The 18,206-nt window shown below is 41.5% G+C and carries 19 protein-coding genes; 7 read left to right on the top strand and 12 right to left on the bottom strand.

All coding sequences use genetic code 11. The features are described 5' to 3' along the window. Positions 1 to 104: 104 nt before the first annotated feature. On the top strand, positions 105 to 293 hold the full coding sequence (locus tag A7968_RS11925) for a PA3496 family putative envelope integrity protein (RefSeq protein WP_029216238.1): 189 nt from the start codon (positions 105 to 107) through the stop codon (positions 291 to 293). 50 nt (positions 294 to 343) lie between these two features. Here the strand turns inward: A7968_RS11925 and A7968_RS11930 are convergent, their stop codons facing one another. Together A7968_RS11930 and A7968_RS11935 are read right to left on the bottom strand one after the other, a co-directional pair. Further along, positions 344 to 835 carry a glutathione peroxidase gene (locus A7968_RS11930; RefSeq protein ID WP_064666805.1) on the bottom strand — a complete coding sequence of 164 codons (492 nt, stop codon included), beginning with the start codon at positions 833 to 835 and terminating at the stop codon, positions 344 to 346. Between the two features lie 67 nt (positions 836 to 902). After that, complete coding sequence (locus A7968_RS11935) at positions 903 to 1,769, bottom strand: LysR family transcriptional regulator (RefSeq protein ID WP_064666806.1); 867 nt, start codon at positions 1,767 to 1,769, stop codon at positions 903 to 905. Positions 1,770 to 1,935: 166 nt separating this feature from the next. Between A7968_RS11935 and A7968_RS11940 the strand changes: the two genes are divergently transcribed. Next, positions 1,936 to 3,090: an iron-containing alcohol dehydrogenase gene (locus A7968_RS11940; RefSeq protein WP_064666807.1), complete on the top strand. Its 1,155-nt coding sequence runs from the start codon at positions 1,936 to 1,938 to the stop codon at positions 3,088 to 3,090. Between the two features lie 16 nt (positions 3,091 to 3,106). On the opposite strand, the gene A7968_RS11945 is transcribed toward A7968_RS11940, so the two are convergent. The 3 genes from A7968_RS11945 to A7968_RS11955 form a co-directional block, all read right to left on the bottom strand. Then, entirely contained in the window at positions 3,107 to 3,406 is a 300-nt protein-coding gene (locus A7968_RS11945) for an AzlD domain-containing protein (RefSeq protein WP_064666808.1), read from the bottom strand. After that, complete coding sequence (locus A7968_RS11950) at positions 3,403 to 4,065, bottom strand: AzlC family ABC transporter permease (protein WP_064666809.1); 663 nt, start codon at positions 4,063 to 4,065, stop codon at positions 3,403 to 3,405. Before A7968_RS11950 ends, A7968_RS11945 begins: the two co-directional genes overlap by 4 nt. Positions 4,066 to 4,179: 114 nt before the next feature. After that, positions 4,180 to 5,058, bottom strand: a complete 879-nt coding sequence (locus tag A7968_RS11955) for an AraC family transcriptional regulator (RefSeq protein ID WP_064666875.1) — start codon at positions 5,056 to 5,058, stop codon at positions 4,180 to 4,182. A gap of 197 nt (positions 5,059 to 5,255) precedes the next feature. Here A7968_RS11955 and A7968_RS11960 point away from each other — a divergent pair, with 197 nt between their 5' ends. Then, a complete protein-coding gene (locus A7968_RS11960) occupies positions 5,256 to 5,912 on the top strand; it encodes a cytochrome b/b6 domain-containing protein (protein ID WP_157586733.1) in 657 nt (218 codons plus the stop codon). A gap of 64 nt (positions 5,913 to 5,976) precedes the next feature. On the opposite strand, the gene A7968_RS11965 is transcribed toward A7968_RS11960, so the two are convergent. Both A7968_RS11965 and A7968_RS11970 read right to left on the bottom strand, forming a co-directional pair. After that, positions 5,977 to 6,429 carry a c-type cytochrome gene (locus A7968_RS11965; RefSeq protein ID WP_064666811.1) on the bottom strand — a complete coding sequence of 151 codons (453 nt, stop codon included), beginning with the start codon at positions 6,427 to 6,429 and terminating at the stop codon, positions 5,977 to 5,979. Positions 6,430 to 6,553: 124 nt separating this feature from the next. Further along, on the bottom strand, positions 6,554 to 7,024 hold the full coding sequence (locus A7968_RS11970; RefSeq protein WP_064666812.1) for a DUF2721 domain-containing protein: 471 nt from the start codon (positions 7,022 to 7,024) through the stop codon (positions 6,554 to 6,556). A gap of 215 nt (positions 7,025 to 7,239) precedes the next feature. Here A7968_RS11970 and A7968_RS11975 point away from each other — a divergent pair, with 215 nt between their 5' ends. The 4 genes from A7968_RS11975 (at position 7,240) to A7968_RS11990 (ending at position 14,812) form a co-directional block, all read left to right on the top strand. Beyond that, complete coding sequence (locus tag A7968_RS11975; protein ID WP_064666813.1) at positions 7,240 to 11,298, top strand: S8 family serine peptidase; 4,059 nt, start codon at positions 7,240 to 7,242, stop codon at positions 11,296 to 11,298. A gap of 166 nt (positions 11,299 to 11,464) precedes the next feature. Continuing rightward, positions 11,465 to 13,657, top strand: coding sequence for a S9 family peptidase (locus A7968_RS11980; protein ID WP_064666814.1), 2,193 nt, complete (start codon positions 11,465 to 11,467; stop codon positions 13,655 to 13,657). Positions 13,658 to 13,936: 279 nt separating this feature from the next. After that, positions 13,937 to 14,308, top strand: a complete 372-nt coding sequence (locus tag A7968_RS11985; RefSeq protein ID WP_064666815.1) for a DUF4870 domain-containing protein — start codon at positions 13,937 to 13,939, stop codon at positions 14,306 to 14,308. Between the two features lie 60 nt (positions 14,309 to 14,368). Further along, positions 14,369 to 14,812 carry a YqaA family protein gene (locus A7968_RS11990; RefSeq protein ID WP_064666816.1) on the top strand — a complete coding sequence of 148 codons (444 nt, stop codon included), beginning with the start codon at positions 14,369 to 14,371 and terminating at the stop codon, positions 14,810 to 14,812. Between the two features lie 2 nt (positions 14,813 to 14,814). On the opposite strand, the gene folX is transcribed toward A7968_RS11990, so the two are convergent. From folX to A7968_RS12015, 5 genes are all read right to left on the bottom strand, one after another. After that, positions 14,815 to 15,171, bottom strand: a complete 357-nt coding sequence (gene folX / locus A7968_RS11995; protein ID WP_064666817.1) for a dihydroneopterin triphosphate 2'-epimerase — start codon at positions 15,169 to 15,171, stop codon at positions 14,815 to 14,817. A gap of 4 nt (positions 15,172 to 15,175) precedes the next feature. Beyond that, positions 15,176 to 15,730 carry a GTP cyclohydrolase I FolE gene (gene folE / locus A7968_RS12000; protein WP_064666818.1) on the bottom strand — a complete coding sequence of 185 codons (555 nt, stop codon included), beginning with the start codon at positions 15,728 to 15,730 and terminating at the stop codon, positions 15,176 to 15,178. Positions 15,731 to 15,752: 22 nt separating this feature from the next. Continuing rightward, on the bottom strand, positions 15,753 to 16,472 hold the full coding sequence (folM, locus tag A7968_RS12005) for a dihydromonapterin reductase (protein ID WP_064666819.1): 720 nt from the start codon (positions 16,470 to 16,472) through the stop codon (positions 15,753 to 15,755). Positions 16,473 to 16,669: 197 nt separating this feature from the next. Beyond that, positions 16,670 to 17,500, bottom strand: coding sequence for an NAD(+) synthase (nadE, locus tag A7968_RS12010; RefSeq protein ID WP_064666820.1), 831 nt, complete (start codon positions 17,498 to 17,500; stop codon positions 16,670 to 16,672). Between the two features lie 53 nt (positions 17,501 to 17,553). Further along, positions 17,554 to 18,183, bottom strand: coding sequence for a YceH family protein (locus tag A7968_RS12015; RefSeq protein ID WP_064666821.1), 630 nt, complete (start codon positions 18,181 to 18,183; stop codon positions 17,554 to 17,556). Positions 18,184 to 18,206 lie beyond the last annotated feature (23 nt).

An 18,206-nucleotide genomic window follows, 5' to 3' on the forward strand; every position in this document is an offset into this window, starting at 1 on the left:
TTTGGTGCACTTTCGCGATATGAAATTGTGCTGAACATTTTTAATTTCACCAATGACAGTGATAAAAATCCTTAATTGGTCTCAAACACTTTATGGAGTGGGTTGTGGGTAAGACATTTAGTTACGATGCGCTAGATGACGATTTTGTTGAAGACGAGTACGAAATGGTCGGGCGTAATCAACACGACAAGAATAAGCAAAAGGTTAAGAAAAAGTTGGAAGACTACCTTGAGCAAAAACGCTTGCGTAAAAACTTGGGCGAAGATGACTTAGATGAGTATTTAAACGACTAAGTGATAATTTAGATAAAGAGGCAATTTGCCTCTTTATTGCTTTTAGTGGCTCACATGGTGTTGCTTTTAAGGGCTTTAATAATAGCGCCTTCGATTTGCTGCGGCTTTGTAAATGGTGCGAACCGTTTGATTGCCTCACCGTCACGGCCGACTAAAAACTTGGTAAAATTCCATTTTATTTTACGGGTTATAAATCCCGGTAATGCAGATTTTAAGTGCCTAAAAACTGGATGGGCATGCTCGCCATTGACATCAACTTTGCTCATCATAACAAAGTCTACGCCGTAATTGATCAGGCACCCTTGCTCGATTTCTTTGGCGCTACCAGGTTCTTGCTTACCAAACTGGTTACACGGAAAACCAATAATTACTAAGCCTTGCTCGGCGTACTTTTCATGTAATTGTTGCAAGCCTTCATACTGCGGGGTAAAGCCACATTTACTGGCGGTATTAACAATTAATACGACTTTGCCTGTAAAGTCTGAAAAATCAATTGTGTGACCTTGAAGATTAGTAGCTGAAAGTTGGTGAAAGTCGTTCATGGTAATCACTTATTATTGTTGTTTGCTAAATTCTATCCTGAGTTGCGACAGACATACAGCTTAAATTCTAATCATTGAACTGTGCTAGCAAATGTTCGATCAATAATCGCACTCGGTAAGGCATTAAGTCTTTACGCGGATAGACTAGCCATGAAGCGTTGTCGGTTACTTGAAATTCATCAAGTAAGGTCATTAATTGCCCCTGTTGAACATACTGATCAACAATATCGGTGGCTAGGTGGGCAATTCCTAACCCTGCTAATGTTGCAGCAAGCAGTGCTCGTGGATGGTTGCTGCGCCAATTGCCGGCTACTTTTACTTCCTTGATATCACCGTTAAAATTGAACCGCCAACGTCTACCCATTGCGATTAAACAATTATGATCCGATAATTGATGTGGTGTCGTTGGCGTCGCATGGTGCGCTAAATATCCAGGGCTGGCAACGAGGGTCATGATCCGAGGACTAAGTGGTCGGGCAATTAAGTTGGAATCTTGCATACGACCAAAGCGAATTGCTAAATCAAAGCCTTCTTCGACTAGGTCAACATTGCGGTTATTAAAGTCCATATCAATTTCGACTTCTGGATAGCGCTTCACAAATTCAACAATTTTTGGTGCAACATTGGCTGCAACAAACTCTCCTGCACCTGTTATACGAATAAGTCCTTTAGGCTGGCGTTGCTCGCCTTGCAATTGAGTATTGGCATCAATGAGCTCTTGCTTAATTGCTTTGAGCTTCACGGCATATTCGCGGCCTGCATCAGTGAGGCTTATTTTTCGCGTGGTACGTTGAAATAGCAATGAGCCTAAGCGGTTTTCAAGTTGCTGTACTTGGCGACTAATATGAGATGTGGATACTTCCATGACTTTGGCTGCTTTAGTAAAGCTGCCATGTTCAACTACATGTAAAAATTCATCAAGGCCATGCCACATAAGTTAGTTCTCAAATATTAAGTAATATTAGTTTATAGCATCTATTGTTGCAGCTGTGCAAAAGTGATTATCCGATCTTGCTCTTTTAATAAATCATTAAACCCCTACAATTATTAAGTCACCTAATTTGGCTCATGAGAGCAAACTGTCAAGCAATGGAGCAAGCATGTTAAATTTTAGTTTTGCAAACCCAACCAAAATTCATTTCGGCGAACAACAAATCGCTTTAATTAAAAATGAGATCCCAGCAGACGCAAAAGTACTGGTTACTTATGGCGGCGGCAGTATTAAAAGTAATGGCGTTTATGATCAAGTCGTTGATGCGTTAAGTGAGCATACCTGGTTTGAGTTTGCCGGTATTGAGCCTAACCCAAGTTATCAAACATGTATGAAAGCCGTTGCTTTAGTGAAAGAAAAACAGATTGATTACATTCTTGCTGTGGGAGGCGGTTCAGTCGCTGATGGCAGTAAGTTTATCGCTGCGGCGGCAAATTATGATGGTGAGCCATGGGATATTTTATCAAAAGGTGGCGAGATTAAATCTGCTATTGCGCTTGGTGTGGTATTAACCTTACCTGCAACCGGTTCTGAGTCAAACGGTAATAGTGTTGTTTCAAACCTTGATACTCATGAAAAACTTGCATTTGCCAGCCCACTGGTATTGCCAAAGTTTGCGGTACTTGATCCTGCAGTGACTTTTTCATTACCGAACCGCCAAGTGGCGAACGGCATTGTTGATGCATTTGTGCATACTATGGAGCAGTATTTAACTTATGATGTAGGTGCTAAGCTGCAAGACCGTTTCGCTGAAGGTATTTTAATGACCTTAATTGAAGAGGGTCCTAAAGCGTTCAGTGAGCCTGATAACTACCAAGTACGTGCAAACATTATGTGGTCAGCAACAATGGCACTGAATGGCTTAATTGGTGCGGGTGTGCCACAAGATTGGGCTACTCATATGATAGGCCATGAAATGACCGCTATGTATGGTCTTGATCACGCGCAAACGCTTGCGATTGTGTTACCACGGATGATGGCTGAGCAAAAAGAAACTAAGCGCGGTAAAGTCTTACAGTACGCAGAGCGTGTATTAGGATTAGACATTAGTGATGAAGATGCCGCGATTGAGCAGGCAATTACTGCCACTGAAGCGTTTTTCCACAGTGTGAATATGCCAACGCGTTTAAGTGATTATGAGTTAGGCGAAGACGTTGCTGATAAAATTGTTCAGCAACTTGAACGCCATGGTATGACGGCTATTGGCGAACGTGGGCAGGTCACTCTAGATAAAAGCCGCGCTATTTTATTAGCCAGCGTTTAAATTAGCCAAAAAGAGGCTAATTTAAGATCAAAAATAAACCCATACCAACCAAGGTTGTGTAGTAAATATTGTGTGTTTTATAGGCGACAATAATGGCTGCCACAGCGGCGCTAAGGTATGGGTTTTGCCAATCTAAATTTATTCCATCATCGGTTACAAATACAATTGGTACCCAAATAGCTGTTAAAACAGCTGGCGCGCTAAAGCTTAAAAACTGCTGCATTTTTGGGCCAACTTTAAATGGTAGGGCGCGATGTAAAAATAAATAGCGGGTAAAAAAGGTGATACAGGCCATTAATAGAATCGTGGTCATCATACGATTTGCTCCGTTTTAGTTTGCGCACGACTAATAACATAGCCCAGGCTCATCGCAGTTAATGCTGCGGTTACCAGCCATAATTCAAAGCCTTGGCTTTTAAGTAGCGTTGCCATCACTCCCGCGGTGATCACTGTTGCTAATGTGGCAAGGTTTTTAATGCCTGGGATCACTAAAGCAATAAAAGTTGCGGCGATAGCGAAGTCGAGGCCAAGATTAGTTAAATCCGGTAGTAAACTGCCCGCCACGATGCCAATTAAAGTCCATAAATTCCATGCGATATAAAAGCTAAATCCAGCACTGAGGGCATAAACTAATCGCAGTTTGGTGCGATACGCTTTACGGTGATGTGAAAACGCAAATAACTCGTCGGTCAGTACAAAACTGACCGGTAAACGCCAACGCATAGGCTGATCAATCACTTTATGGCGCACTGCCAAGCCATATAAAAAGTGCCGTGAGCTAATAATAAAGGTGGTAAATAAAATGGTCAGTAATGGCGTGTTACCCGCGATAAGCTCAATGGCAACGAGCTGCGCTGAGCCTGCGAATACCAGTAATGACATAGCCTGAGTTTCAATAGCAGTAAAGCCATTTTGGATTGCCAAAGAGCCACATAATATGCCCCATGGGATCACTGCTAAACACAACGGTAGCATATCCAAGAACCCTTTTAATAACGCCTTTCTCACTGTTTTCCCCTTTATTACTTTAAGCTGATTTAGTTTTGCTGCTTGTTTATATTGAGCTGGTTTTAGATTGCAATAATAACGTTAGTTGATGTTTGCATATGCATTTTTGTCAGGACTAAAGAGATTGCGATACTGACCCGGTGTTATGCCAAGCCGAGATTTAAAGTGATGATGTAAATGGCTTTGATCATGAAAGCCACATTCGCTTGCCGTTTGGCTAACGTTTAAGCCATGTTTTAATAATGTTTTTGCCTGCAAAATCCGGCGTTGTATTTGATACGCGTGGGGGGTTAAACCATATTGTTTTTTATATTGGCGAATAAAATGAAATGGACTCATATGACTAAGCGCAGCAAGCCGCTCAAGGCTAATTTCTTCACAACAAAAGGCATCGAGGTATTGTTGCGCATGTGTAAGATTTGCTGTTGATTTTAGTTGCTTTAATTGTCGGCAGTCTTGTTTAAACGACAGCATTAACTGAGTCATTACACTATAAAATAAGCTTTCGGTGTGAAGCTGGTTGTTAGCATTGTTAGCATTGTTAGCATTGTTAGCATTGCTAGTTAAGCAGTTTAGCAATAGGTTTAACTGACGGGTTAAAGCTTGATTGTCATAAACAGCACTATCAAAATACGGTGCGCCGCAGCGAATACCGTTTAGCTCTTGAGAGAGTGCATCAAATTGCTCTGGGCGAAGGTACATGGCACGATACGCCCAACCCGATTCAGTGGCTGTTTGGCCGTTATGAATTTGATCTGCATTGACTAAAATAATACTATTTTTCGGTGCTATATGATTACTGCCACTACGATAAAATTTTTGTGCCCCACAATCAATTAAGCCAATTGTATAGCCTTCATGACTATGGCGAGAAAAGTTTTGACGCGTAAAGCTTGCTTGTAAAGCCTCTAACCCTCCTAATTTTTCATGGTAAAAAAAAGTTGATTGTTCATCTTTCATTAGCACCACTTTTGTTATTTTAAGATAATTAAGATTGAGTATATCTAAACTGATATACAAAGCTTGTAAAAAATTGCTCGTTGTTGGCGGCATAATAAATCGCTGTTCGACGAGTTCAATAGGTGGAAAAAGTAGTCTGTGGCATTATTACGTAAGAGACGCATTTAAGGGGAATAATTTCGATGGATCAGCAAGTTTTGCAGAAAGTTAAAGTATGGGACGGGTTTATCCGTAGTTTCCATTGGTTATTAGTGATTGCTATCGCAGCGCTCTATTTTAGTGCTGAAGAAGGCATGATGGAATTGCACTTTGTCGCAGGGTATTTCACATTAGCATTGCTGTTAACTCGGCTTGTATGGGGCGTTTTAGGAAGTAAAACGGCAAAACTAACAGCACTTATTCACTCACCGATGGCGGTACTTAAATCTTTAAAGGAGGGTGATAGCAAGCTAGGCCATGGCGCTGCAGGTAGTTACATGGTTATTGCATTTTTTATTTTATTATTAATGCAGTTACTCAGCGGCTTAATGACTACCGATGATATTTTAACTGATGGGCCGTTGGTGGAGTATGCATCAAGCCAAGTGGTTGAATGGGCAGGATGGCTGCACCATAAAAACTTTGACCTGCTGTTTTATGCGATTATTTTACACGTTGCGGCGATTGTTATTTACCGTCTAAAAGGAAAAAAACTGGTCAAAGCGATGGTGACCGGTTACGCGGATAAAGAGGACCGTGGCAGTGAAATTAAGGTAACCAAGTCACCTTGGCTGGCGGTTGTTATTTTTGTACTGTTATTGGCTGGCTTAATGGTGACATGGGGCTCAGAGCCACTCAGTTACTTGTTCAGTTAACGTAAAAAGTAAATCAAAAACGGCGCTAGTTAAGCGCCGTTTTAGTGTAAAAATCTGCTAGAGATTAATCTTTAAATGATGAATGGCAATCTTTACAACCTTTAGCCCATGGGCCAAATGCTTTGGCGATTACTTTTTTATCTCCGGTTTGTGCAGCAACAGCAAGCTCGTCAGCGTATTGCTGGAAAGCGACCGCTTTTTTCATGAACGTTTCGTTATCACTCCAAATGGCAGGCAACGCAGATGTATCACCCTTGTCAGAGCCTTCAACAAACGCTTCCCACGGCATTTTTGCTAATGCTGCTGCGTTGTTTGCGCGGTGTTTAAAGCGTTCAGCATCAAAAGGCACTTTGCCTTTTAACATATCGCCCATATCGCCAATTTGTACGCGGATCATTGAAAACGCAGCTTGGCGGTATTCAATAGCATCACTTGGCTTTTCAAATGCTGTATTGGCAGTTGCACCAAACGTCAGTGCACCGAGTGTTGCACCTAAAAGTAATTGCTTTAATTTCATTCCTTTTGCCCCTTATTAGTCATTCATTGCTTGAATAACTGTTGTTGTATATTAGCACGTGCGATTATTCAAGTTTATTGCGGTTAAACTGAACTGCTATTGAATTCAATAACAAAGATTGTACTTAGTCATTGATATCAATATCGGCAAATATCATTCCTCTGCGCATACTGCGAGTTGCTAAGAATACTTCACCGAGTAGCGACATAAACGCACAAATAAGCAATGCCATTGCGCCAACAAAGCAGATGCCAATAGTAACACCTAAATTAATAGATTGAATATGCGATAAAAACAGCAGCATAACCACGGCACACACAAGCACCGCACTTAATACACTTAAACTAAAAGCAATATGAATACAGCGAGAGCGTTTTAACAAAGCTCGAAGTTCAGTGGTTAAAGAAGAATTAAACTCTTCATCGGTACTGACTTTTAATTTTCGTTCAAGCTGGCGAGCACGATCGGTGATACGCGCTAAACGGTTAGAAAGCACCCCGAGAGTTGCCGCGATACCGGTTATTAAGAAAACGGGAGCTACGGCAGTTTGGATTACTTTTGCCATAGTTAAAATATTTATAACGTCGGAGTTCATTGCGCCTCTATTTACATTTATTTACAAACATATCGAATTGCAATCGACTTATATTACAGTAAGTTACCACCTTTAAAATTAAGTGGTAGGTTTAATTGTAATTACTATGTAATCGAGCTGTTGCAATTTTAGGGGTGGTAACTATATATTGGACTTTGAAACCATGTTTCATCATACAACAAATAACACGAAACATAACTATCCAGGGGATTAATATGTACTCACAAGCGATTAAACGCTCAGCCATTGCACTGGCCGTAACTAGTGCTATATGTGGTTCAGCACAAGCAAATAATAATTACACTAAATATAACTTATCAGGTCAAACAGAGTTTAAATCGACTGCTGTTACTAAGCACACTCAAGCGCGTGATGAAGCCACAAGTTGGGTTGTTAAGCTAAAGACACCAGCAACAATGTCAGCAAGTAAATTTGGTCAGGATATTGCCACTGTTAAAGCGAATGCCGTTTCTGCACAACTCAGTGTAGAAAATACGATTCAAGATATGGGGCTGCAATTACAGGTGATTGCGAAAACATCAACACTTGTTAGCTCAATCATTGTTAATGGTAATAAAGCGAATGTTGAAAGGTTATTGGGTAATTCTCAAGTTGCTGATATTTTGCCTGTTTATGACTATAATCTTCATGTAGCAGATAGTGCTGATTATATAGAAGCAACGCCACTAGTAAGTAATGGCTTAGCGACAGGTGAAGGGGTTCGTGTAGCAGTGCTTGATACAGGTATTGATTATACCCATACAGCATTTGGTGGTGCAGGTACTGATGAAGCTTATGCAGCAGCCACTTCGGATCCTGCGGCCGTCGATTGGCCACAAGGTAAGGTATTGGGGGGCTATGATTACATTAATAATGATGCAGACCCAATTGATGTAGACACTAACCATGGTACGCATGTATCGCATTCAGTAAATGGCATCGCACCCAATGTCGATTTGTTTGTTTACTCTGTATGTAGTGATATAAGTTGCCCAGGTTTAGCGCAATTACAAGCGCTAGAGAATGCAATGGATCCAAATGGTGATGGTGATATTGCCGACCGTGTTGATGTGGTCAATATGTCGCTAGGTGGTGACTACGGTACTATTGCTCAAGATGCCGTAGGTGTGTTTATTAATGAAGCAGTTAAATTAGGCACTAATGTTGTAATCTCCGCAGGTAATGATGGTGATTACCCGTTTATAGTGGGTGGTCCAAGCACAACTGAAAATGCCCTATCAGTAGGGGCAATGACGCACCCAGTATTACCTGATGATGTATACCTTAACGAGGTTAATGGTGAACCGGTAGAATCAGGCTCTGCCAGTTTCGGTGAACAGGGGGAATTTCAGTTTACAAGTGAAGAGACTGAACTTGTTTATCCTGATGCAAACCAAACTGCCTGTGAAGATTTTGCAGAAGACGTAGACTTTACAGGGAAAGGTGTGATTATTGACCGTGGTGCGTGTGGCTTCTCTGCAAAGGCATTACGCGCCCAGCAGCGCGGTGCTGCATTTGTAATTATTGCGAACAATGCTGCTGGGCCAGCGCCAGGAATGTCGGCAGGCCCTGAAGGCGACCAAGTCACTATTCGCGTTATTTCAGTAACCCAGAATGTAGGTACGCAGTTAAAAGAGATGCTCGCAGCAGACGAGCAACCAGAGTATACCTTCCAGTTAGAAAAACGTGTACTAGAAGGGGCTATTGCTAGCTTTACGTCTCGTGGACCATCAATGGGGGGAGGAGACCATCTAAAACCAGAAATTACTGCACCAGGCGTAAATATTATGACGGCTCACCCAGGGTTAGGTGATGGTTTATCTGGCGCAACGGGTACTTCGTTTTCTGGTCCTATCACTGCAGGTGCGGTGAGCTTATTAAAAGAAGCGCAGCCCGAACGCAATGCTTTAGAGCTAAAAGCAACATTAATGAATACGGCAAACTTGAATGTGACTATGGAGCCCAGAGAGTTAAATCCAGATACAGCGCTTGCGCCGATTAGCTACATAGGTGCGGGTTTAGTTGATGTCAATAAAGCTGCAAACTTGCCTGTTGCTGCATGGGCCAAAGACACTAAGCAGGCAGCTTTAGCATTTGGGTTAGTAAATGCGTCTGAACCAGTAGAGATTACCAAAACAATTGAAGTTAAAAACTTCTCTCATCAAGTAAAGGTTTATACACTATCACTTGAGCAGCGCTATCAAAACGACATTGAGCGCGGTTCTTTTGCATTGGATTACCCTGAAACAATCACCGTGCCTGCTGGGCAAACTATTTCGTTTGATGTGACAGCCACCATTGATCCAACAAATGTTCCGGCATGGGAGATGCAACCAAGTAGTGCAGACGGTGAGTCAAAAATATTAGATCACTCTAATATCATTACTCATAAAGATGCTTCTGAAGTAATAACTAATGTAGAGCTGGATGGCGCATTGGTTTTTTCTGACGGTAATGAGCCTGCTTTTCACTTAGTTTATCATGCGCTACCACGGGCAAATGCTGAAATAAGCATTGAACCTGTTACTACAGAAGATGGTACTGCACATAAAATTACAAATATAGGCGCAACTACCTTTGAGCCCGTTTTTGCACCAATAGTCGCAGAGGATGATAATGAAGGTCATCGATTTGATATTGCCGGTGGTTCAATAGAGACGTTTGCTGTCCCTACTGATGTTTGTTCAGATGGCTATCTCACCACAACTACTGTAGTGCTTAATAATGGTGTATTACTGAATAATGTGTCTGGTTTTATGGTCGACTTCGACTTAGACCAAGATGGTGCATATGATTACACGGTACAAAATGGCTATAAAGCGTGGTTTGAAGAAGATGTTTCTGCGGCAGCAGCGTTGACGTTTACCCACGGGTATGGCTCTGGGTCAGGTCAGCTTAACGGGATTTCGCAAATTACAGGTAACAATCACCTGACTATGCTTAGTTGTATTAGTGCTTTTGGTTTAACTGCTGAAGATGTTGAGGATGGAGCGACTACGGCTACTGTGCGCTTTAGAGTAGAAAAAGCCTTATGGACACCTATTGCGACAAACTCTGGTGATGTTGCAATGGGTAGCTACACGTTTAGAGATGCATCTGAAGATAGTTATGCAACACTAGAAGATGAGACAGGCTCTCGTGTGGAAAAATTAGAGCCAGGTATGTCTGCAATGCTCACTAATACAGGTTCTGACTTTATAATTTTATCTGTAAATGGCTCGCAAATGTATGTTGCAACACCAAGCAGTGATGGTAGCACAGCACCAAAAATCACTGATGCGGAGTTTTCTGTTGACGAAAACACAGCGACAGGTACTGTGATTGGTTCACTAGAAGCATCGCCTGGTGCAGATTTAGCAAACCCTGTTTCTGAGTTTATTGTTTTAAGCTCAACGTCTACTGCTGTTTCTGTTAATGCAAAAGGTGATGTTGTTGTCATGGATCAGGAGGTGCTTGATTATGACGCAGGGCTAATGAGTGTAGAGTTAGAGGTTGTTGTAACTGATGCTGCGGGTAATATTTCAGAACCTGCAATGGTGACTGTAATGGTTAACAACCTTGCAGATGAAGCGTTTGAAATGTCGCCTCAGATCGATGACGGGCAAATGTTTACGGTGCAAGAAAACGCCCCAATAGGCACAATAATAGGGCAGCTTCTAGCTTCTGATCCAGATGCGGATATGTCACCAATCGTAAGTTATACTGTTGAAGGTCATGATGGTATTGGCATTGATGGCATGGGGGAAATCACTGTTTCAGGAGCAGTTGATTATGATGTAACCCCTACTATTGAACTTTCGGTAATTGCTGTTGATAGCGCTGGTAATGCTTCTGAAGCTGTACAAGTGACTATTAACGTAACGGAAGATGCATTAGAGTCAACACCTACTATTGAAGCTAATCAGAGCTTTACGGTTGATGAGAATACGCCACTAGGTACAGTGATAGGTACCTTGAGCTTTAACGACCCAGATGCAGATGTTACACCAGTTATTAAGTTTGAGGTATCAGGCACTAACTTAGTTACAGTTAATGCTGCGGGTGAAATAGTCGTCGCAGGTGATATTGACTACGAATATGAGCGAAGTTTTACCTTTAATGTTGTAGCTGTTGACTCTGCAGGTAACAGCTCACAAAGTGTAAGTGTTGATGTTCGAGTGAAGAACATAGTGAGCAACGATGATGATGACAATGACGGCGATAGTGGTTCATTAGCCTGGTTATCATTACTTGCTGCACCGTTTGCATTTATGCGTCGTCGTAAACAAAAGTAATGAATAGACTTTTAGTGATGCCTAATTAGCTTTACTAACAGTGGTAATCAAATATAAAGGGAGCTTAGGCTCCCTTTTTACATTGTTTTACAAACTGATATAGGTAACTAGACAGTACTTAGATATATTGCTAGTAGTGAAACAATAATAACTTTAGGGAAAAATAATGAAAAAAGGGTACTCATTTGCGTTAGCGATTTTGTCGCTTGCGGTCTTAGCGGGTTGTAATAAAGCACCAGAACAAAACTCAACAATCGTAGCCCAAAATAAGCAAGCTGCGGCACAAGAAAATGTAATGCAGGAAATTACAGCGCCAGTAGCCAATAAAATACCATTTGCGATGACTATTCATGATGATACGCGTATCGATAACTACTATTGGATGCGTGACGATGAACGTCAAGACCCTGCGGTAATCGCGCATCTCAACGCAGAGAACAATTATACAGAGGCAATGCTTAAACACACTGAGTCTTTGCAAGCCCGCTTGTTTGAAGAGCTAAAAGGGCGCATTCAAAAAGACGATGATTCGGTGCCAACTAAACGTGGTCAATATTATTATTCATCACAAACGCGTGGTGACAATGAATACCCAACGTATGTACGCAGCAGCGACGTAAAGGGCAGCGACCAGCAAGTTATTCTTGATGTTAATGAGTTAGCAAAAGGGCATGATTATTATGCGGCAACGGGGTTATCAGTCAGCCCTAATGGTAATTTATTAGCCTATGGCGAAGATACGGTAAGCCGTAGAATTTACACCATTTTAGTCAAAGACTTGAGCACAGGGAAACTGCTTGAGGATAAACTTGAAGGCACGGATGGTGATATCGTTTGGGCTAATGATAATAAAACCTTTTATTACATTAAAAAAGACTTACAAACCTTGTTAGGTTATCAAGTATATCGCCATACCTTAGGTACATCGCAAGCAGCAGATGAGTTGATCTATGAAGAGAGCAATACCAGTTACTATACAGGTATTGGTAAGAGCAAAGATCAGCAAGAAATTTATATTTTCCATGCAAGTACCAGTGCTTCTGGCGTATCAATACTTGATGCAAATGATGTTAAAGCACACCCTAAGCGCTTAATCGAACGCGAAGAAAACCTTGAATATAGTATCGAAAAGTTGGCTGACACTTATTACATAGTGACCAACTTGAATGCCGTGAATTTTCAATTAATGAAAGTGCACAAAGATAAGGCACACGATAAAGCAAACTGGCAAACAGTGATCCCAGCTCGTGATGAAGTGAAGCTGGAAGGGATTGATTTATTTGCAAATCACTTAGTTTATAAAGAACGTGAAATGGGTCAGTCTAGGTTAACGGTGCGTAATTTAACCACAGGTGCTGAGCAACAACTGCGCTTTAACGACAGCAGTTATATGATCCATGCATATGGCAATAATGAGCTCGATAACCCTAATTTACGTGTTTACTACACTAGTATGACTACACCCGGCAGTAGTTATGATATTGATTTAAATACGGGTGATAAAACCTTACTGAAACAGCAGCAAGTTGTTGGCGAGTTTAACGCTGATAACTATGCATCGGAGCGGTTATTTATTACAGCGCGTGATGGTGTAAAAGTACCGGTAAGTTTAGTTTATCGTAAAGATAAGTTTAACAAAGACGGCACCAATCCACTGCTACAATATGCATACGGCTCGTACGGTGCAACCATGGATCCAAGTTTCTCAAGTGGTCGTTTAAGCTTGCTTGACCGTGGCTTTGTATTTGCGATAGCCCATATTCGCGGTTCCCAAATGCTGGGGCGTCCTTGGTATGAAGATGGCAAACTTTTGAATAAAAAGAATACCTTTAATGATTTTGTCGATGTGACTAAAAGTTTAGTTAGCCAGCAGTATGGCGCACCCGATAACATATTTGCTATGGGCGGTAGTGCTGGCGGCTTATTAATGGGGGCGGTGGCAAATCAAGCGCCAGAGCTTTATAAAGGCATGGTTGCCGCAGTACCATTTGTAGATGTGGTAACAACTATGCTTGATGCTAGTTTACCGCTGACCACCAATGAGTACGGTGAATGGGGGAACCCAAACGACAAAGTGTATTATGACTATATGCTATCGTATTCTCCGTATGATCAAGTCAGCAAGCAGGCTTATCCAAATATGTTAGTAACCACAGGATTGCATGACTCTCAGGTGCAATATTTTGAACCTGCAAAATGGGTAGCAAAACTACGCGAGTTTAAAACAGACGATAATAAGTTACTGTTCAAAATCGATATGGAAGCTGGGCACGGTGGTGCATCAGGGCGTTTCAAAAGTCTTGCAGACACTGCTCTTAACTATGCCTTCATTTTAGATTTAGCAGGTATTAAAAAGTAATGTTTAGTGACAAGCATCAACGTTGGATTGATGCTTGTTTGCAGCGCCGTTGAGGCTGACATAGCAAGTTCAAACACATACTCTTCACTATTGATGATTCATAATGAGTATCAAATAGTCACATCAAGAAAACCTCACGAAGTTATCACGACAATGCAATCGGCCTTATTATGCCCATCAAGCAAAGTTAAGCGAGACACCTCTTTATTTTCATACTGATTATAATCTAGACATTATGCCCTAAAACAGTCACTATAAACAAAAAACAAGGAGATGATAATGGAAGAAAATCAACAGGTTGAACCAGTTGTGGTCGATAAAGAGCAACGCACATGGGCGATGTTATGTCATTTAAGCGCATTAGCCGGGTTTATAATCCCAATGGGCAGTATTATTGGTCCATTGATTGTGTGGTTAGTTAAAAAGGAAGAAATGCCATTAGTGGCGGAACATGGCCTTAAATCAATTAATTTTCAAATCACTATGCTGATAGCTTACATTATCTGCTTTATTTTAATGTTTGCTGTGATCGGCGTAATTTTATTGCCAGTGGTAGCGATTTTCTCGTTTATTATGGTGGTGGTTGGTGCAATTAAAGCTAATGATGGCAAACCCTTTAGCTATCCATTTAGTTTAAATTTGATAAAATAAGCCACGTTTTATTGAAACCCAGCTTTTGCTGGGTTTTTTATATGCTTTAAAAAGATTTAGATGGCTTATTTAACGTTATTTTTTACCGCGTTTGTCTCTGCAACCTTGTTGCCCAGCTCATCAGAAGTTGTACTAACTGCGATGGTCACAAAAGGTGAGTATTTACTTTGGCTGTTGTGGCTAAGTGCAACGGTGGGCAATGTGTTAGGTAGTTGTGTTAATTATTGGCTGGGCACGCAAGTAATGCGATTTAAAGACCGCAAATGGTTTCCCGTCTCACAAGCTAATATTGAGAAAGCACAGCTTAGGTTTGAAAAGTATGGTGTGTACAGCTTATTTTTAGCATGGGTGCCGATTATTGGCGATCCATTAACCGTGGTGGGTGGAATTTTTAAGGTACGCTGGTGGACCTTTTTGTGGATTGTTACCCTTGGCAAAGGGGCACGTTATTTAGTGGTGCTGGCCTTTGCCATAGGGTTGGATAAATTAATTATCCACAGTTAAGCTTATTTAGCCCAATCGAGCGTCAGTGACACTGAGTCTGCAAAGCGCAAGGCGTGCGGTTTATCAACCCGCACTTTAGCGTAATTGACGCTAGAGTGGCGATGGCACACCTCGAGTATCTCCGCGACCAACTTTTCAAGTAGTAAAAAGTGCCCTTGTTCGACCAACGAAATAACTTCCTTGGTGATCACTTTATAGTTGAGTGCTTGTTCTACTTGGTCGGTTTCACAGGCTTGTTCAGCAGGGTAGTGAATTTCTAAATTGATCACTACATCTTGTTTTTTTTCACGCTCATCGGGGTTAAAGCCGATAAAAGTTCGCAGTCGTAAGTTAGTTACATGAATAATTGCATTGGCCATAGATTTAGCCTTTTACAAGCTGCAAAAACTCATTACGGGTTTTTGGATCGGCTCTAAAATTACCTAACATTACAGAAGTACGCATGCTAGAGTTTTGCTTTTCAACACCTCGCATCATCATACACATATGTTTTGCTTCAACAATAACACCCACGCCTTTGGCACCAGTGACTTCTTCTACCGCTTTAGCAATTTGATGGGTTAACTGCTCTTGAATTTGAAAGCGACGTGCGTACATATCAACAATACGTGCAAACTTCGACAAACCCAGAACTTTGCCGTTAGGGATATAAGCAATGTGGCAGCGGCCAACAAAAGGCAGTAAATGATGCTCGCACATTGAGTAAAGCTCAATGTCTTGTACTAGCACCATATCGTCAGCATCAGAGGTAAATACGGCATTATTGGTGATTTCGTCTAACGTTTGACGATAACCTTTAGTTAAATACTCCATTGCTTTGGCGGCACGTTTTGGTGTGTCTAGTAGCCCTTCGCGTTGTGGGTCTTCGCCTACGGCGGCAATGATCTCTTGGTAACTATTTTTTAATTCATTATGCATAAATTTCTCAGTTTTAAATTAGTTATTTTAAGTGCCTGCCGCCATCAACGGGTAATGAGCGCCCGGTGATGTAATGGCTATTTAGTAATAAATCGACACTGTTAATGATTTCACGGCAACCTGGTTCGATGCCCATTAATGATTTTTTTAAGGTCTTAGCACGATACGCTTCATCATCGTCTTCATTAAAAATAATCAACGAAGGTGCAATTGCATTAACTTTGATCTGTGGCGCATATTTAGCAGCAAACGATTTAGTGAGATTATCAAGCGCTGCTTTACTGGCGGCATAAGCTAAATGTTTAGGGCTGCCCGTATCGACAACATAATCGGTTAAATGAATGATATCGGCGGGTTGATGGTATTGCTCGTAGTAGCATTGTAATAGTTCACTGCAGGCAAGATTGATCAAGTAAGGCGTCTTAGCATGAATGCGCATCATATTATCAAACAGTGTCGCGCTGTCTGGGTTATTGGCTTCACAATCCCAGCTTGAGGCGTTATGAATAATTGCCTTTAAACTGCCTGTATGACTTTTTAACTCTTTAATAAACTCTGCAATAGCAGTATCGTCACTAAAATCTGCTGCAATACATATAGCCCCTTGCTGCGCTAAATCGTCAATTGTTTTATGGCGAGTGCGGTAAGTCACAATAATAGCTTGGCCAGCGGCAATAAAATGCTGAGCCAGTGCTAAGCCAATACGTTGGCCTGCGCCAGTGATTAAAATGGGCGATGTCATAAAATGCTGTATTCTCTATGTTACGCGATTTACTTATAGGGATAACTATAAACTAAATTACAGTAATGTTTCACCTATTAGCATGGCAAAGTCACCACTGTATGACTGTGTTGTATATTACGGTTGACGATAAGAGAAGGATCATGAGTGCAGGCTATTTATTGCTTTTGGCCTACACTCAGTTTCGTCTTGTGAAATTAATCGTAAATTGTTGGAATGGCTTGGCGTTTATGTTGAGTGCGATGATAAATAGCAATGAGCTTTTCAGTGACTTCATCACTGACGTCTTTGCCTTCTAAAAAGTCATCAATTTGTTCATAACTTAAACCAAGAGCTTCTTCATCGGTAAGACCTGGACGATCGCATTCTAAATCAGCTGTGGGCGCTTTATTTACCAGTAAATCAGGTGCTCCCAATTGTTTTGCCAGAGCGCGCACTTGGCGCTTTGATAAACCAAATAGAGGGGCTAAATCACAGGCGCCATCACCAAATTTAGTGTAAAAACCAGTGATGTTCTCAGCACTATGGTCAGTACCTACTACCAGCCCTTGGCAAAAGCCGGCAATTTCATATTGCGCAACCATACGTTGGCGCGCTTTAACATTGCCTTTAATAAAATCAATTTGTGCTTGTTCAGGCAGTGTTTCACCACAGCCAACCACCGCCGCCAATGCTTGTTGATGCATACCGTCTGCGGCCGGTTTGATATTAACCGTTAGGCGTTTACTTGGTTGAATGAAGTCAACCGCAAGTTGTGCTTCAGCTTCGTCGGCTTGAATGCCGTAGGGCAAGCGAACAGCTATAAATTGATATTGGTCAGTTTGTTGCTGTGCATTTAATTCATTAACGGCGAGTTGGCATAAACGGCCACAGGTAGATGAATCTACGCCACCACTGATCCCCAGCACCAGAGAGCGTGAGTGTGCTGCCACAAGGCGGTTTTTGATAAAGTTAACGCGTCGGGTTATTTCTTGGTCAACGTCTATCTTCGGTTGAACTTTCATTTCAGCCATGATCTCGGCACGCATGCTGGCTCCTAATAGTTTATGTTGTCATTATTATGTTATTGCCAGAGGCTAAATTAAAGCCCTAGGTGTTGTTTAATTTTTTGTAATTCTACTTTTAACTCATCAATTTCTGTTAGTAGCTCATTGAGTTCAGCTGCTTTAAGTGAGGGCAACTCAGGTGGCTCAACAGCAACAGTAATGGCGCTTTGTGGATCAGCAAATAAATGGCTGTAACGGCTTTCACGTTTACCTGGTTCGCGCGGGTGTTTTACTACAAACTCTAAGTCGATTAAGGTATTTAGTGTTAATTCAACTTCATTCACATTATTGAACTCTGCAAGTCGATTACTGCGGGTTCTTAATTCACCAGGCGTTTGTGGGCCACGTAATAACATGAGACAAATAATGGCGCGCTGTTGTTCTGTAAATTGTAAGTTACCAAACTCGGTGTTGCAAAAACGATGTGCAAATTTAGTAACGCGTCCCGACAACCCTTCATCTTGTGTGACTAAGCGCTGCGCGATTAAAGTGTCTAGCGCCTCTTGTACTTGTGTTTCACTTAGGGTTAATACCGGCTCTCGGTTCGATTTTTGATTACATGCGTTAGTCAATGCATTGAGAGACAACGGGTAATGCTCTGGCGTGGTGCTTTGTTTTTCAAGTAAGCAGCCAATCACACGTTGTTCAATAGCTGTAAGTTGCATAATAAATCCTTCTGTTGTTATGC

Source organism: Pseudoalteromonas prydzensis (genome assembly GCF_001661495.1).
Taxonomy (GTDB): Bacteria; Pseudomonadota; Gammaproteobacteria; order Enterobacterales; family Alteromonadaceae; genus Pseudoalteromonas; species Pseudoalteromonas prydzensis.

Bases quoted from the DNA above. Each gene is read 5' to 3' on its own strand.
- A7968_RS11930 (WP_064666805.1), bottom strand. From the start codon at position 835: ATGAACGACTTTCACCAACTTTCAGCTACTAATCTTCAAGGTCACACA.
- A7968_RS11935 (WP_064666806.1), bottom strand. From the start codon at position 1,769: ATGTGGCATGGCCTTGATGAATTTTTACATGTAGTTGAACATGGCAGC.
- A7968_RS11940 (WP_064666807.1), top strand. From the start codon at position 1,936: ATGTTAAATTTTAGTTTTGCAAACCCAACCAAAATTCATTTCGGCGAA.
- A7968_RS11945 (WP_064666808.1), bottom strand. From the start codon at position 3,406: ATGATGACCACGATTCTATTAATGGCCTGTATCACCTTTTTTACCCGC.
- A7968_RS11950 (WP_064666809.1), bottom strand. From the start codon at position 4,065: ATGCTACCGTTGTGTTTAGCAGTGATCCCATGGGGCATATTATGTGGC.
- A7968_RS11955 (WP_064666875.1), bottom strand. From the start codon at position 5,058: ATGAAAGATGAACAATCAACTTTTTTTTACCATGAAAAATTAGGAGGG.
- A7968_RS11965 (WP_064666811.1), bottom strand. From the start codon at position 6,429: ATGAAATTAAAGCAATTACTTTTAGGTGCAACACTCGGTGCACTGACG.
- A7968_RS11970 (WP_064666812.1), bottom strand. From the start codon at position 7,024: ATGAACTCCGACGTTATAAATATTTTAACTATGGCAAAAGTAATCCAA.
- A7968_RS11975 (WP_064666813.1), top strand. From the start codon at position 7,240: ATGTACTCACAAGCGATTAAACGCTCAGCCATTGCACTGGCCGTAACT.
- A7968_RS11980 (WP_064666814.1), top strand. From the start codon at position 11,465: ATGAAAAAAGGGTACTCATTTGCGTTAGCGATTTTGTCGCTTGCGGTC.
- A7968_RS11985 (WP_064666815.1), top strand. From the start codon at position 13,937: ATGGAAGAAAATCAACAGGTTGAACCAGTTGTGGTCGATAAAGAGCAA.
- A7968_RS11990 (WP_064666816.1), top strand. From the start codon at position 14,369: ATGGCTTATTTAACGTTATTTTTTACCGCGTTTGTCTCTGCAACCTTG.
- folX (WP_064666817.1), bottom strand. From the start codon at position 15,171: ATGGCCAATGCAATTATTCATGTAACTAACTTACGACTGCGAACTTTT.
- folE (WP_064666818.1), bottom strand. From the start codon at position 15,730: ATGCATAATGAATTAAAAAATAGTTACCAAGAGATCATTGCCGCCGTA.
- folM (WP_064666819.1), bottom strand. From the start codon at position 16,472: ATGACATCGCCCATTTTAATCACTGGCGCAGGCCAACGTATTGGCTTA.
- nadE (WP_064666820.1), bottom strand. From the start codon at position 17,500: ATGCGTGCCGAGATCATGGCTGAAATGAAAGTTCAACCGAAGATAGAC.
- A7968_RS12015 (WP_064666821.1), bottom strand. From the start codon at position 18,183: ATGCAACTTACAGCTATTGAACAACGTGTGATTGGCTGCTTACTTGAA.